13 protein-coding genes are annotated in these 14,923 nt (G+C 65.3%); 3 read left to right on the forward strand and 10 right to left on the reverse strand.

The annotated features are described in order from the left end of the window. Positions 1-2: 2 nt before the first annotated feature. The 4 genes from KXJ60_RS04590 to KXJ60_RS04605 all read right to left on the reverse strand — a co-directional run bounded on the left by KXJ60_RS04590 (position 3) and on the right by KXJ60_RS04605 (position 4,600). Positions 3-980, reverse strand: a complete 978-nt coding sequence (locus KXJ60_RS04590) for an ABC transporter permease (protein WP_291124547.1) — start codon at positions 978-980, stop codon at positions 3-5. Then, positions 981-2,561 carry an ABC transporter substrate-binding protein gene (locus KXJ60_RS04595; protein WP_291124549.1) on the reverse strand — a complete coding sequence of 527 codons (1,581 nt, stop codon included), beginning with the start codon at positions 2,559-2,561 and terminating at the stop codon, positions 981-983. A 17-nt stretch (positions 2,562-2,578) separates the two neighbouring features. After that, positions 2,579-3,451 carry a tripartite tricarboxylate transporter substrate binding protein gene (locus tag KXJ60_RS04600; RefSeq protein ID WP_291124551.1) on the reverse strand — a complete coding sequence of 291 codons (873 nt, stop codon included), beginning with the start codon at positions 3,449-3,451 and terminating at the stop codon, positions 2,579-2,581. Positions 3,452-3,649: 198 nt separating this feature from the next. Further along, positions 3,650-4,600, reverse strand: a complete 951-nt coding sequence (locus KXJ60_RS04605; protein WP_363318038.1) for a VOC family protein — start codon at positions 4,598-4,600, stop codon at positions 3,650-3,652. On the opposite strand from KXJ60_RS04605, the gene KXJ60_RS04610 reads away from it, so the two are divergent. Next, positions 4,514-5,452: a LysR family transcriptional regulator gene (locus tag KXJ60_RS04610; protein WP_291124555.1), complete on the forward strand. Its 939-nt coding sequence runs from the start codon at positions 4,514-4,516 to the stop codon at positions 5,450-5,452. The genes KXJ60_RS04605 and KXJ60_RS04610 overlap by 87 nt on opposite strands. On the opposite strand, the gene KXJ60_RS04615 is transcribed toward KXJ60_RS04610, so the two are convergent. From KXJ60_RS04615 to KXJ60_RS04635, 5 genes are all read right to left on the reverse strand, one after another. Further along, the gene (locus KXJ60_RS04615; RefSeq protein ID WP_291124557.1) at positions 5,410-6,516 is read right to left on the reverse strand and encodes an NADH:flavin oxidoreductase/NADH oxidase; all 1,107 of its coding nucleotides are present in this window, start codon (positions 6,514-6,516) and stop codon (positions 5,410-5,412) included. The genes KXJ60_RS04610 and KXJ60_RS04615 overlap by 43 nt on opposite strands. 22 nt (positions 6,517-6,538) lie before the next feature. Continuing rightward, positions 6,539-7,696 (reverse strand): amidohydrolase family protein, encoded by a 1,158-nt coding sequence (locus KXJ60_RS04620; RefSeq protein WP_291124559.1) that lies wholly within the window; start codon positions 7,694-7,696, stop codon positions 6,539-6,541. Between the two features lie 46 nt (positions 7,697-7,742). Next, positions 7,743-8,729 carry a tripartite tricarboxylate transporter substrate binding protein gene (locus KXJ60_RS04625; RefSeq protein ID WP_291124561.1) on the reverse strand — a complete coding sequence of 329 codons (987 nt, stop codon included), beginning with the start codon at positions 8,727-8,729 and terminating at the stop codon, positions 7,743-7,745. A 37-nt stretch (positions 8,730-8,766) separates the two neighbouring features. After that, complete coding sequence (locus KXJ60_RS04630) at positions 8,767-10,302, reverse strand: aldehyde dehydrogenase (RefSeq protein WP_291124563.1); 1,536 nt, start codon at positions 10,300-10,302, stop codon at positions 8,767-8,769. A 222-nt stretch (positions 10,303-10,524) separates the two neighbouring features. Further along, entirely contained in the window at positions 10,525-11,751 is a 1,227-nt protein-coding gene (locus KXJ60_RS04635) for an MFS transporter (RefSeq protein WP_291124565.1), read from the reverse strand. Positions 11,752-11,849: 98 nt separating this feature from the next. Between KXJ60_RS04635 and KXJ60_RS04640 the strand changes: the two genes are divergently transcribed. Together KXJ60_RS04640 and KXJ60_RS04645 are read left to right on the forward strand one after the other, a co-directional pair. Further along, a complete protein-coding gene (locus tag KXJ60_RS04640) occupies positions 11,850-12,779 on the forward strand; it encodes a LysR family transcriptional regulator (protein WP_291124567.1) in 930 nt (309 codons plus the stop codon). A 192-nt stretch (positions 12,780-12,971) separates the two neighbouring features. Beyond that, positions 12,972-13,994 carry a LysR family transcriptional regulator gene (locus KXJ60_RS04645; protein ID WP_291124569.1) on the forward strand — a complete coding sequence of 341 codons (1,023 nt, stop codon included), beginning with the start codon at positions 12,972-12,974 and terminating at the stop codon, positions 13,992-13,994. Here KXJ60_RS04645 and KXJ60_RS04650 read toward each other — a convergent pair. Beyond that, on the reverse strand, positions 13,880-14,923 hold a 1,044-nt coding region (locus tag KXJ60_RS04650; protein WP_291124571.1), incomplete at its 5' end, for an NAD/NADP octopine/nopaline dehydrogenase family protein. The two genes, KXJ60_RS04645 and KXJ60_RS04650, sit on opposite strands and share 115 nt — an antisense overlap.

Raw genomic sequence — 14,923 nt, forward strand, 5'->3', positions numbered from 1 at the left:
GCTCATCGGGCGGTTCTCGGATCGAGCACCGACACCAGCGCGTCGGTGACCATGTTGGCCAGCACGACCATCACGGAGGTGAAGATGAAGCAACCTGTGAGCAACGGGAAGTCGCGTCGGAAGATGGCATCGAAAAAGAGCCGCCCAAGCCCTGGCCAGCCGAAGACGATTTCGGTGACCACCGAACCCGCCAGCAGGAAGCCAAACTCCAGGCCCAGCACCGTGACGGTGGTGACCAGCGCATTGGGCAATGCGTGACGCCACAGAACGCGCGCCACGCCCGCACCTTTGGCGCGTGCCACCGTCACATAGTCTTGCCGCAGTGCCTGAACCATGGCCGTGCGCGTGAAGCGCGTGATGATGGCCAGTTCAAACAGCACCAGGCTGGTCACAGGGAGCACCATGTGGCGCACGCGGTCGACGAACAGCTCAACGCCTTCGTAAGTCTCGCGAGCGGACCCCATGCCATTGCTGGGTAGCCAGCCCAGCCAGACCGAGAACGTCAGGATCAGCAGCTGCCCGATCCAGAAAGCGGGCATCGAGTAGCCCGCCAGCGACAGAGCGGTGACCCCTGTGTCGGCAGCGGTGCCTTGGCGCGATGCGGCGAGCACCGCCAGTGATACACCGATGACGCTGGCAATGGCCAGGCTGGTGAGGGTGAGCAAAAAGGTGACCGGCGCGTGCGCAAGGATCAGGTCGGTCACCGGCTTCTGGAAGTAGATCGACGTTCCCAGATCCCCTTGCAAGGCAGCGCCCACGTAAATGGCCAGCTGCTTGGCCACGGACTCGTCGAGGTGGTATTGCGCCCGGATCTTTTCCAGAAATTCAGGTGCCGGCGCATCACCCGCCAGCAACACGGCCGGATCGGTGGGCGAAAGTCGGATCAGGACGAACGTCAGAACCACGATAGCCATCACCACAGGGACGGCCATCATCATCCGACGGCCAATGGCCATCGCCAGGTGGGCAAGCGCGCTCATTTACACCGGCCTTGCACGAGCGAAGCTCTCTTTGCTGCCGTCAGCGACATCGAAGATGCCGCTGACCATCCGCGCGTTGTAGGCCTCTGCGCCGCGGTACGAAAACAAGGGCAGGATCGGCAAGTCGGCCCAGATCTTCTGCTGAATCTGCTCGTAGACCGCCTTTCGCTTGTCCGGATCGGCCGCCTGCTTTTCCTGCTCGAACAGCTTGTCGACCTCGGCACTGCGGTAGCCACTGTTGTTGGTGAAAGGGCGCGCTGGCGTGAAGATGCTGGCGGAGTTGTACAGGCGCTCCACACCGATGGCCGGATCCGGCCCGAGCAGGTAGCTGTCGATGAGCAGATCAAACTCGCTGTCGGTGTAGCCTTTCTGCATGAGCAAGGCACGTTCCATCGGCACGATGTCGGTCGATATACCCAAGGCGATCAGGTTCTGCCGAACGATGTCGGCCATGCGCACGGCGCGCGTGTCCGAGTTGGGAAACAGCAGGCGCAGGTTGAAACGCCGGCCATCGACCGCCTTGAAGCCTGCCTCATCCAGCAAGCGCTTGGCGCGTTCGACGTCGAGCGGATAGTCGACGACGTTCTTGCTCGACAGCTTGAGCACGCTGGGCACGGGGCCGATCACCGGATCGGCCAGGCCGGGCATCACCGTGTTGCGGATGAATGCGCGGTCAATGGTGTGCGCGAGAGCGTGGCGCACCTGCACCTTGGCCAACTGGGGCGAGCGCAAGTTGAAAGTGCAGAGGTAAGTGGGCGCTGCCTGACCGGTGGAGGCGATCTTGATGTTGGGCAGTCTGCTGACGCGGCGAACCTCTGTGGTGGGCAGGGCGAACGTGTTCAACATGTCGATCTCGCCGTTTTCCAGCGCGGCGACACGGGCTGCACCGTCGGGCATGACGCGCAGCACCAGCTCGTCAAATGCCGGCTGGCCCGGGAAGTGGTAGTTCGGGTTGCGCCGGTACACCAGCCGATCGCCCACCTTGTGCTCCACGAGCATGAACGGGCCGGTCCCTACAGGCTTGCGGTTGTGCGGGTTCTGCACCGGTTCCTGGTTCGCCCACAAGTGCTTGGGCAGGATCGCGGCGATCGACACCGTGGACGCGCTCAGCACGAACGGATTCGGCCGATCGAATCGCAGCACCACCGTGCGCGGGTCGACGATATCGACCCCACTCAGCGCGGCGAACGCGTTACGCCCCCACGGATGCAGCTTGCGGGTGATGTTCTCCAGCGAGAACTTCACATCCTCCGCACTGAACGGAGCACCGTCGTGCCACTTGACGTTCTGGCGCAGGCGGAAGGTGTAGCTCTTGTTGTCGGGAGCCACTTCCCAGGACTCGGCGAGGTCGGGATGCACGTCGCCCTTCGCATCCATCCAGGTGAGCGCGCTGTACACAGGACAACCGGCGGTGAAGCTGGAGATGACGGTGGTCAGCGCAGGGTTGATGCTGGCGGGGTCTTCCTCGATGGCGCCGATCAGGCGCTTGGTCTTCTGCGCGAAGACTTCGTTCAGACTGACTGCAGAAAGCGCAATGCCGGAACCTGTGCGCTTGAGAAAAATGCGGCGATCAATTGTCATGGTGGGTCCTTGGGGGGTTATTCCTTCATGCCGGCGAACTGCACGATTCGCTGGTACTGCAATGCATCGCGGGCCATGAGCTTGGGCATGTCTTCGTCGCCTCGCCCGACGTCGACACCGATGCGCTCAAGCTTGGTGCGCACGTCGGGCTCCTGAAGCGATTGCATGAGCGCGACATGCAACTTCGCCACGATGTCCGGTGGCGTCCCCTTGGGTGCCATCAGGGCATACCAGGCCACCAGGTCGTAGCCTTTGAGTGCCGGGTGTTCCGTGAGGGCTGGAACATTCGGCAGGCTGGCGGTCCGCTTCGCACTGGTCACGGCAATCGGGGTGATGTGTCCAGCGTCGATGAACGGCCGCGCGGCACCGGGCCCCAGAAAGGCAAACTCGATGCTGCCGCCAGCGAGGTCCGCGCCGATGTTGCTGGCTCCCTTGTAGGGAATGTGAAGAATCGAGATGCCGGCCTGGCGCTTCAACAGCTCGCCCGAGAAGTGCAGCATGGAGCCGACGCCCGATGTCCCGTAGGTGAACTTGCCCGGCTTCGCCCGCACCTCGGACACGAACTGGTTCAACGACGTGATGCCGCTCTGGCGAGAAGCCACCAGCACGAGCGGTATCGAACCCACATAGCCCACTGGCACGAGGTCTCTCTGCACGTCGTACTTCAACGCCGGGTTGATGGCTTTGACTGCCACGAACTCACTGCTGGAGCCAAAGACAAGGTTGTAGCCATCAGCGACAGCGGCTACGCCTTTCTGGACACCAATGGCTCCAGCCGCACCACCGATGTTCTCGATCACGGTCGTGGCGCCCAGGCGCTTGCCCATGGACTCGACCACGGCACGGCCGACCGCGTCCACGCTACCGCCTGGCGGGTAACCAATCACCACGTTGATAGGCTTTGAGGGGTATGCACCCTGCGCCATGGCAAGCGGCGCGCAAAGACAGAGCGCGAGCGCCTGAAGGGCCATATGCCGAACAGCACGCGGGGCGGTTCGCGCCAGTGGGGATGAAGCGAGAGCGGACATGGGGACTCCGTTGAGCGAAGGATCGAGAGGGGGTTCAGGGGAACGGGGTTGTGCAGCGGCTCACTCGACGAGCACAGCAGGGCGCCGGATTTCGATCACACCCTCGTCGCTGCGCACACCCATGGCATACAGGCCTGGTGCGCCGCCGTTGTAGCGAATCTCGAACGGGAAGCCTGCCGGTGTCGCGACATCACCCAACCACGCAGCGAAGGCATCGCGGTCCTCTCCGATCTCGATCCACTCGAGACCTCGTCCCACCACACGGCCCGAGCCCGGCACAACGGGGAGGCTGCCGGCGTGCGTGCCATTGCCGGGCTTGAAGTAGAGGTTGGGCTTGCCCATGGGCCAGGCCGTTGTGGCGCTGGGCGCCTGCAACGCGAAACCCCTGGAGCCATCCATCATCTGGCGGCCCGCGTTTTTTCCGGTGGTGGCATGGTCAACCACCGTTCCGTGATGGGCAGCGAATGCTTCCAGTTCTTCCATCGTGTCGCTGCGCAGGCACCAGCCTACAAAGCGATCGCCCTCGCGGGTCTGGCGGTCCATGAACGCAGCGAGTGGTTGCCCTTGTGCCAGCGGCCTGCGATCGATCAGGCTTTCGACTTCGATATAAATGTCCGGCGCCAAGGGCACCACGCGGTGGCCAATGCCATACAGCGGAAAGAAGCCACCGTCGTAGTTGCCCAGGCCCGTCTCCTGGCTCAGCCGATAGGTCGACTCGTAGACGTTGGGAGCGGCCATGCAGACGTGATCAAAATGAATCATTGGAGCGAAATGAGAGCGTTGTTTGAGCAGATGAAGCGCGACAAAGGCACTTGACATGGATGAATTCTGACGATTTGATGACCACCTTAAAAGGACTTTTTTTCTCAAATTTGCGGACCTTGAATGTCCTGATTTTTTTGAGGCAACACACAGGAAGGCGCCATGCAGCATCTCGATTTCCGCACCCTCAAACAGTTCGTGGCTGTCGCCGAGAACGAGAGCATTTCCAAGGCTGCGATGCAGCTGCATATCTCGGCTTCGCCCTTGAGCCGCGCCATCCTGAAGCTTGAGATGCAGATCGGATTCGCGCTGTTCGAGCGGGTCGGTCGAGGGCTGCGCTTGAACAACGCCGGCAGAGAGCTGCTGCTCAATGCGCGAAGAATCCTCATGAACAACGAGCAGCTCGTTCAGGACCTGCAGCGTCACGCCAGCGGCATGGGCGGAACCGTCGTCATCGGTCACATGCCAGGGGCGCTTTACAACGGCGTCATCCCGGCCATCGCCCGTCGCGTACAGCAAGCCCACCCTTCGCTTCGCTTCCAGTTCGAAGGTGCGCCCGAGGACGAGCAACTTGATGCCCTGCGCCGGGGCCGGCTCGACTTCGCAGTGAGCACGCAGGAAGCCGCCGACCCCGAGTTCCGCACCGAGATCTACAGCGTGGAGAAATACGTGTTGCTCGTGCCGCGCAACCATCCCTGTGCCGAAGTGCCAAGGATCACGCTGCAGCAACTGATGGAAGCCGAATGGGTCGTCACGCCCGTGCGGCCTGGGCAATCACTGCGCGCCCGCTTCACTGCGGCCTGCAATCGCCTCGGCTTCGAGCCGCGTGTGGCTTGCGTGGCGGGCGACATGATTTCGGCCCTTGCGCTGGTGGCCGGCGGGTTCGGTTTGTGCGTCGCGCAAGAGAGCCTGATGCAGTTTGTGGGCAAGGACATCGTGGTCCGTCCGTTGCCACTGCTGAAAATGGAAAGCCACTACCGCATCGTCTGGCGCCCCGAGGCGCTTGCGCCCGGGGCCAGCCGTTTTCTGGAAACCTTGCTCGGTGCAAAACCTAAGCATCAACGCGCCGGCGGACGCCGCAGCCCTTTGGCACGTTCGTAAGGGGGCGGGTAGAACGTGGTCGCGCCCAGCTCTTCGGCAGCGCGCCATACCCAGCGCGGATCGGCCAGAAAGGCCCTGGCCAATGCGACCTGGTCTGCGTGGCCATTGGCAATGATGTCTTCCGCCTGGGTCGGTTCGGTGATGGCACCGACCGTTCGCGTGACGATGCCTGTCTCGCTGCGGATGCGCGAGGCGAAGGGCACCTGGAAGCCCGGACTGAAGGGAATCCGTGTGCCCGCGTCGACGCTGCCACTGCTCACGCAGACGTAGTCCGCGCCCACACGTTGGAGCTCACGGCTGAAGTGCACGGCGTGGTCCACATCCAGCCCGCCCTGTGTCCATTCGCTCGCACTGATGCGTGCACCAAAGCCGACCGACGCCGGCAAGGCGGCATGGACGCGCTCGGCCACCTGCAAGGGCCATCGCTGACGGGCCGATGCCGAGCTCCCGAAGGCATCGTCGCGCTGGTTGGACAGAGGGGAGAGGAACTGGTGCATCAGGTAGCCGTGTGCGCAGTGGAGTTCGACCACGTCGAACCCCAGTCGCACGGCGGCTTGCGCCGCCGCCACATAAGCCTGAGCGATCGCTTCCATGTCGCGCGTACTGAGTTCGGTCGGCAGGGGAAACTCTCCAAATGCCAGCGCCGAGGGTGCCACGGCTTGCCAAGGCTCACCCTCGGCGCCTGCCTCGCCCGTGCTCAGATGCGCCCCGCCGCGCCAAGGCACGCGGCTCGACGCTTTGCGCCCCGCATGGCTCAGCTGGATGCCGAAACGTGTTCCAGGGGCGGCCATGGATCGAGCGACGCGCAGCACACGCTCCAGCGCAGACGCTGTCTGCGAGGAATACAGCCCCAGGCAGCCGTGTGTGATGCGTCCGCGCGGCTCCACCGCCGTGGCCTCCAGCATGACGAGACCGGCTCCCGACATCGCGAGCTGGGCCAGATGTTGCAGGTGCCAATCGGTCGCCTGCCCATCCTGGGCGACGTATTGGCACATCGGCGATACCGCGATGCGGTTGGGCAGTTGGATGGTCCCCAATTGGAGTGGGCTGAAGAGTGCGCTCATGGTCGGAAGTCCTTGGCTGGCATCAATGGGTGGTGACGGTCTCGCGTTGAAGGCCGAAGATGCGCTCGGCGTTTCCGCCGAGGATCAGCGCGCGCTCCTCCTCGCGCAGTCCGGCCACGCGCTCGATCAGGTGCACAGGGTCTTCTTCGCCCATGTCGTAGGGGTAGTCCGAACCCATGAGCACCTGGCTCGCGCCATAGCGGGCGATGAGGTTCGACAGGTGTGACGGATCGAAGACCACGGTGTCGAGGTACATTTTTTCGAGGTAGCTCGAAGGCGCCTCGGCGATCACGGTGCGGCAGTCGCCGCGTGCTTTCCATGCATGGTCCATGCGAGCCCAGTACGAGGCCAGGTAGCCACCGCCGTGGGCCAGCAGGAATTTGATCTTCGGATAGCGTGCCGCCACGCCGTCGAAGATGAGCCTGCTCGCCGCAATGGTGGTTTCCAGTGGATTGCCAATGACGTTGTTCAGGTAGTGATCCAGCAGGCGGCCGCCTTCGGTGAATCCAACGGGATGCAGGAAGAGCACGGCCTCCAGCTCGTTGGCCAGCGCGAAGAAGCGCTCCAGGCCAAGCCGGGGATCCGTGAGGTCCATGCCGTTCACGCTGGTCCCGATTTCTGCTCCGCGCAGCCCCAGATGGGTCATGGCGTGCGCCAGCTCCTGCATGGCGCGCTCGGCGTCCTGCAAGGGCACGGTGCCCAGCGCCGCAAATCGACCCGGGTTCCCGTCCACCAGCGCGCGCATGCCTTCATTGATTTCTCGGGACACGGTCGCGCCCACAGAGGGCGTCGTGAAGTAGTAGTACTGAAAAGGCGCGGGACTGACGACCTGGAGATCGACGCCCATTCGGTCCATGTCCTGGAGACGGCGGTTCACGTCGGTCAGTGCGACCGAGCGCTCCTGCATCTGCCGCTGATTGGTCTCGCGCGTCAGGGCATTCGCGAACACCGTGCTCGGGTCGTATCGGGCGGGTTCGAGGTGGGCGACCTTGGCAGCTACCACCGGTTGGAGATAGTGGCAGTGCACATCGATGCGCCGGGCCGCTGCCCGTTGGACCGTGCGGTGGCTGCCATCGAGGGACGGCGACTCCGGTGCGGTGCCTGTGGTGGCGGCGATCGGTGCGGCGGACGCATGGCGGTGCTGTGGATCACGGCAGCCGGGCGCGCAGGTGTAGAGCATGGCGGTTCCTTTTGATGGCGGGTATGTGGGGGGGGGGCCGCCAGCGTCACTCGAGCTTGAGCCCCGTCTCGCTCACGATGCGGGCCCAGGTCTTGGTGTCGTTGGCGATGAGGTCCCGCATTTCGGCCGGCGTCGCCAGCTTGGGCAGAAAGCCGTTGGTCAACAGACGTTCCTGGAAGGCCGGCGACTGCACCACCTTCGTCAGCGCTTCCGACAGCCGCCGCACCGCAGGCTCAGGCGCCTTGGCCGACGCGAACAGTCCAATCCAGCTCGTGCACTCATAGCCCGACAGCAGCTCCGGTAGCAGTGGCACCGTCGATGGGAATACCGATGCACGGTAGTTTGTGCTCGCACCGAGTGGGACCAGCTTTCCCGTCTTGATGAAAGGTGCTGCCGTCGCGTAGGGCTCCCAGGACGAATCGACCTGACCACTGACCACGTTGACGATGCTGCCCGTGGTGAATGGCACATGCAGCAGCTTGACCTTGGTCTTTTCGACCAGCATCTCTCCGCACATGTGCGGCCCACTGCCGATGCCCAGCGAGCCGTACGACACCTTGCCCGGGTGGGCCTTCGCCTCGGACAGATACTGATCCAGTGTCTTGAAGGGCGAAGTGGGCGATGCCACCAGCACATAGCCCCCTACGCCGACCAGGCCGACCGGGATGAAGTCGCGCTGGGGCTGGTAGCTCATGTTCTTGTAGAGGTGCGGGTTGATCACCACGGTGTTGTGCGTGGTCAGCATGAACGTGGTCGCCGGTGTCGTGGTGCGCGCCAGTTCGGCCCCACCGATCATCCCGGCCGCGCCGGGCCTGTTTTCAACCACGATGGTCTGCTGGAGCAAGGGCCGCATCTCTTGAACGATGTCTCGTGCGATGACGTCCAGCGGTGTGCCAGGGCCAAAAGGCACCACGATGCGCAGCGTGTCCCTGCTGGAATCGCCCTGCGCGGCTGCGCCCGTGGCGATGCCCAGCGCGCCAACGGTGGCGATCAGGGTCAGCAGTGGGCGGGCGATGCGTTGTTCGAATTTCATGTTGGTCTCCTCGGTGGGTGGCGGGTGGGGATGTGGCTCAGTTCAGGCGTGCGTTGGTCTGCGTCACGTCAAACCAGTCAAAGGGCGCGTTGCTGGTGTTGACCATGACCGCCTTGGTGTCGAAGTAGCCGTCAAATGCCTCCTGGCCGAACTCCCGGCCAATGCCGGAGAGCTTCACGCCGCCCCATGGCGATGCCGCGTCGACGCGGTGGTGGTCGTTGACCCACACGATGCCGGCTTCGAGAGCCTTGGCCACGCGGTGCGCGCGGGCCACATCGGTGGTGCGCACCGCGGCGGCCAGGCCATATTCCGAACCGTTGGCGATGGCAATGGCCTCTTCTTCGGTGTCGAAGGGCAGGACCACCGTGAAAGGGCCAAACACCTCCTCGCGCGCCACCCGCATGTCGGGGTGGACGTCGGCGAGCACCGTGGGGCGGACGTAGAAGCCGGAGGATTCGCTCAGCTCGGCGGGCACCACGCCCCCCGCCGCCAGGCGCGCGCCTTCGGCCGCGCCAATGCGCACATAGTCCAGGATCCTTTCGCGCTGGCGCTGTGAGACCACCGGCCCCATCTGCGTGCGCGGATCAAACGGGTCACCCACCACCAGGCCATCGGCCTTTCGTGCCAGCTTCTCCACGAACTCGTCATAGACACGGCGATGCACGATGTGGCGCGCCGCGCAGACGCAGGTCTGTCCCGCACCGACAAAGGCTCCGAAAGCGGCGTAGTTCACGGCCTGGTCGACGCTGTAGTCGTCGAACACGATCACCGGGGTCTTGCCACCGAGCTCGAGCGTCTGCCGCACGAAGTTGCGTGCCGCTGCAGCGCCCGCGCTGCGGCCGGCCTCCGTGCCGCCGGTCAGCACCAGCTTGTTGATGCCCGGGTGCTCGGAGAGCGCCTTCCCGGCGGCCGCACCGACCCCCGTCACCACGTTGAAAACGCCGGGCGGCAGACCCGCCTCGGTAAAGATCTCAGCCAGCCTCAAGGTGGTCAGCGGCGTGAGCTCGGAAGGCTTGACGACCGTGGTGCAACCGGAAGCAAACGTAGGCGCGAGATTTCGCGAGGCAATCAGCAACGGGTGATTGAAGGGCGCAATGTTGGCCACAACACCGACCGGACCTCGGTTGGTGAACGCGTGGTAGTTGCCCTCCACCGGGATCACCGAGTCGCGCCTTGCGATGGCCAGCGCTGCGTTGTAGCGAAAGAGGTCGGGAACCCGTGCGAGCTGGGCCCTGGTTTCGCGCAGGGGCCGCCCGTTGTTCAGGGTCTCGAGCTGATACAGCTCTTCCATGTGCGCCTCCATGGCATCGGCCAGGCGGTTGATCAGCCTGGCGCGGGCACGGATCGACAGCCCCGCCCATTCGGGCGCACGGAACGCGCGCCGGGCACTGGCAATGGCGTCGGCCACATCGTGCGCATCGGCATCCGCCACATGGGCAATGACACCGCCGTGTCCCGGGGCGATGACGGGCATTTCAGCCGCAGCACGCGCCGGTCTGGCGGCGCCGTCGATGAACAGGCCGTGGCGCTTTTGCAGCCACTGCGAAAGGGTCGGAGAAAGGGGAGAAGACATGGAGGACTCCTGAGTCAATCGTTGACGGATGGCCGGCAACCTGGGTCTGGACCGGCTCTTTTAAATTATCGTTTGATAACTAGCAAAACAAGTTTGCCATTCGTTGCGCGGCAAAATGACTGGTAGAAACCCTGATCTGCCGCGATTAGCAGGGAGAAAATGGCCCGAATCGGCCACTTCACAACCTGCTCACACCTCAGAAGTTCAGTTATCTTTCGATAATCAACGTTGGGCTTTCATGGGCAGGAAGCGTGCTGAGTCCGGCCAGCCATGCACACCGAAAGCGGCCAGCGCGCTGGCGCCTGCGACCGAGATCACGCCCATCCAACCCCAGTGGGCCAAGGCCCACGCGCCCAAAGCCGAACCCGCCGCCATGCCGAGAAAAATGCCGGTGAACAACAGGGCGTTGAGCCGGCTGCGCGCCTGCGCATCGAGGCCATAGACCAAGGTCTGGTGGGCCACCAAGGCCGCCTGGACCCCGAAGTCGAAACCAATGGCGGTAACCGCCAGCAGCGCGAGGTGAGCCGCGCTGGGCAGTGCCGACCCCGCAGCCATCGCAACAAAGCTCGCGCCGGCCACCACGGCGCCTGCGCGCGCCACACCGGTTGCGCCCCACCGGTCGGCCAGGCGCCCAGCCCACGGCGCCGCCAGCGCACCCGCCGCACCTGCCAGGCCGAAAGACCCGGCGGCTGCGGTGCCCAGACCGAAGTCGGCGTGAAGCATCAAGGCCAGCGTGGACCAGAAGGCACTGAAACCCACCGACAGCAGCGCCTGCGACAAGGTCGCCGAGCGCAATGCGCCGTGGCGCCGCCAGAGCAAGACCATCGAGGCCAGCAAGGCACCGTAGCGAAGGGAGCTGCCGGGTGCAAAGGTGGGCAGGCGCCACCACGAGATGGCCCCGATCAGCGCCACACTGGCCGCCGCTGCAAAGTACACGGCGCGCCAGCCCAGGCCCTGGCCTATCAGGCCACTGGCAGTGCGCGACAGCAGGATGCCCAGCAAAAGTCCGGTCATGACCGTGCCCACAATGCGCCCTCGGTGTGCGGGCGGAGCGACCGAGGCAGCAGCCGGCACGAAGTCCTGCGCCAGCGTGGCGAACAGCCCGACCAGGAAGCTCGCCACCAACAACGCAGGCATTCCCGGCGACAGGCCACTGGCCGCCAACGCCAGCGTCAACGCGATCGCTTTGGCCACAATCACGCGCCGGCGGCTGTAGCGGTCTGCCAAGGGCGCCAGCAACAGGATGCCCAGCGCGTAGCCGAGCTGCGTCAGCATGGGCAGCAGACCGACCGTGGTGGGCAAAGCGCCCAGATCCGCCGCAATGGCGCCCAGAATGGGCTGCCCGTAGTAGATCGAGGCGACAGAGAAGCCGGCACCTGCCGCCAGCAATGTGACCAGGGCGCGGGGTGGGCTGATCGGCTCTTTATGCAATGAATGGATATTTGACATTGGTGTAAACCCTTTGTTTTTGACGATTTTTGGATTGTCTTCGTCGGATTTGCGGTTGAGTAGGGCCCTGGAACGCACATCGGATATACATTTGTCGAATGACCGAAACCACACTCCATGCCGACCGCCTCGACCTCATGCGGACCTTCATCCGCATCGTTGAGGCGGGCAGCCTGTCTGCCGCGGCCGTGCAACTGGGGACCACCCAACCCACCGTGAGCCGCCGGTTGAAGGCCTTGGAGCAGTCGCTCGGGATTCGCCTGATCCAGCGATCCACGCACTCGATGAAGCTCACCGTGGATGGCGAGCGCTTTCTCGAAATGGCGCGCGAACTCGTCACGGGATGGCTGGCCATGCAGGCCGAGCTGACCGAAGGACGGAACACGCCCAGAGGAAGGCTGCGGGTCGTTGCACCCCACGCGCTCGGGCAAGACCAGCTCATGCGGCCGCTGGCCGACTACCTCCACCGCTATCCGGAGGTGTCTGTCGAGTGGCGTCTGAACGACCGCCTGCCCGACTTCGCTGCAGAGGACGTCGACTGCGCCATTCGCGTCGGCGCGGTCAACGATCCTTCGGTGGTCGCGCTGCTGATCGCCGAGGTGCCGCGGATCGTGGTGGCAGCCCCGGCGCTGATCACGGGCCAGACGCCACTGGACCCGGACGACCTCGTGTCCATGCCCTGGCTGGCGTTGAGCACCTTCTACCAACGAGAGGTCGTGTTGCGCCGAGAGACCGGCGGCGAGAAAAAAGCTTTCGCCATCGCGCCTCGGTTGGCCACCGACAGCCTCTATGCACTGCGACGCGCCGCCCTGGAAGGGCTGGGTGCAGCCATCGTGTCGGCCTGGCTGGTCACGGACGACCTGTCCAGCGGCGCCCTGGTGCATCTGGCGCCTGCATGGCGCGCCGCCCCTTTGCCGATGTACCTGATCTACCCGGCATCGCGGTTGCAACCGCGCCGTCTTCGCACCTTCATCGACATCGTGCGCGAGGCCATGCCGCGGAACGAGAGCGGCCCCCAACGCTTGTAGGGGCTGGAGAGGAAGCCGTACCGTGTACCAAAGGCTAGGCGGCCCGCCAGGCTGAAAATCCTGGCACGTCGATTGCGACGCCTTGCGTTGGCAACATCCCTTCAAAGGAGCCTGGATTCACATGGACCCGACATCCCGCCAGCTGCATGTGTGCGCGCGCAGGCGCCTGGCGGCACAGCCGGCCGCACCAGCATGAGAAACCCCTCACAGCGGCTCATGGCCGCCCTGCGCTTTCGCCAGCTGGAGCTGCTCAGCACGCTGGCCGATACCGGCAACATGCGGGCGGCAGCGCAGCGGCTGCACATGACCACAGCGGCCGTCAGCAAGGGGCTCAAGGATGTGGAGGCGCTGTTCGAGCAGCCGCTCTTTCACCGCCTGCCGCGCGGCGTGGTGCCCACGGTGGCGGGCACACTCGTGGTGCAGCGCGGGCGCGTGCTGCTGGCGGAGATGGAGCAGCTGTCTGATGAGCTGGCCGCGCCGCTGCGCCCGCTGCACGACCGGCTGAAGATCGGCGCCACGCCCTTTCTCACCTGGACGGTGCTGCCGCGCATCCTGGCGTCGCTCGCCGAGCAAGACATGCTGCCCGGGGTGCTGTTGCTCGAAGGCCGGCTGGCCGATATTTCGCGCCAGCTGGAGGCGGGCGAGGTGGACGCGCTGATCACCATGGACACGCCGTCCGAACTCGGCAGCCTCTCGGCACAGGGCTTCACCATCGCGCACATCGGCCTGGAGCAATGGCGCGTGGTGTGCTCCCCGCACCACGCGCTCGCGGTGGGCCGCACCGCCCGCAGTGCGCCCCTGCGCTGGGCCGAGGTGGCGCAGGCGCGCTGGATCCTGCCGCCCCGGCCGACCAACTCGCGGATGATGCTGGAGCACACGCTGCGCGAGCAGGGGTTGCCCGCGCTCATCCCGCACATCGAGACCATGAGCGCGATCACGCACCTGGCGCTGGCCGAGCAGAACCTGGGCATCACGCTTGCGGCGCAGGGCACGCTGAGCGAGCGCCTGCAGCGGGGAGCGCTCGTCGAGCTGCCAATGGAAAGCCTGCCGCCGCCGGTGCCCATTGCCATGGTGTACCGCCGCAGCGGCAACGACCGCGCTCAGCTGGCCGGGCTGGCGGCTGCCGCGCAGCGCGCGAGCAGCGCGGCGGCGTCGCCTGCGTTCACACCCAAGGCGTCGAGCAAGAAGTTGTCGGCGCGAAAGTCGCGCCCGTAGGCGGTGGACAGCAGCGTGAGGCAGGCGGTGAGCACGGGTGTGCGCACGCCGGCCACGCCCGCCAGCGCCTCCAGAAACGCCAGGCCGAACGGCGCGTCTTCGAGCACATAGCGGTGCTGCAGCGAGGCCGGCCCGTTCGGGCTCATGCCGCCCTCGACGATGGCGCCGGCCATGGTGTGCAGCGGCCCCTGGGGCACATGGTAGGAGCGGGCGTAGTGCTGCTGCAGCGAGGGCAGCGCCAGCCCGAAGCTGTGCGCCACGGCCTGGCGCTCCACGTCCAGCGCTTCGGCCATGCGGCCCACCACGGCGGTGAAGTGGCCAAACAGCGACCACGCTTCGCCCGACTCCATGCGCGTGAGGTTGGGAATGACCTCTGCCGCGTGCGCGATCGGGTTGATGTTGGCCAGCGTGGGTGCGAGCAGGTTGTCGGCCATCACGAAGCGTTCGCCGAACAGATCGGCGCAGGTTTGCAGCGCCTCTGACGGATCCAGCGGACCCAGCGTGGCCATGTCGATGCGGCTGCGCAGCGGGTTGATGTGCAGGCTGCCGTCGGGCTGAAAGTGCGTGGTGGTGAGCGTGGTGCCCCAGCCGCTGACCTGCACGCCCTCGGTGGCGCCCGCGATCCACAGCGGTGCGAGCGACAGCGCGCCGCTGACCACCACATGTTGTCCGCTGCGCCACACGGCGTTCAGCGGTCCGAGCACCGCGCCATAGGCATTGGCCGGCAGACACACCAGCACCACCGGGAACTCGGCCAGGCGCTGCGGCGAGGCCAGCCATTCCACATCCACCTCGCCGCTCACCGCGCCGGCGCACGTGAAGCGGGCACGGTCGGCATGGCGTTGCACGCGGCTGCGGGTGGGCGACCACAGCGCCGGTGCGATGCCGACCCGCACCAGAACGGCCGCGGCCGCGCAGCCGATCGGGCC

Origin of the sequence: Hydrogenophaga sp. (assembly GCF_019264445.1) — a bacterium.
In the GTDB taxonomy this organism is placed as follows: domain Bacteria; phylum Pseudomonadota; class Gammaproteobacteria; order Burkholderiales; family Burkholderiaceae_C; genus Hydrogenophaga.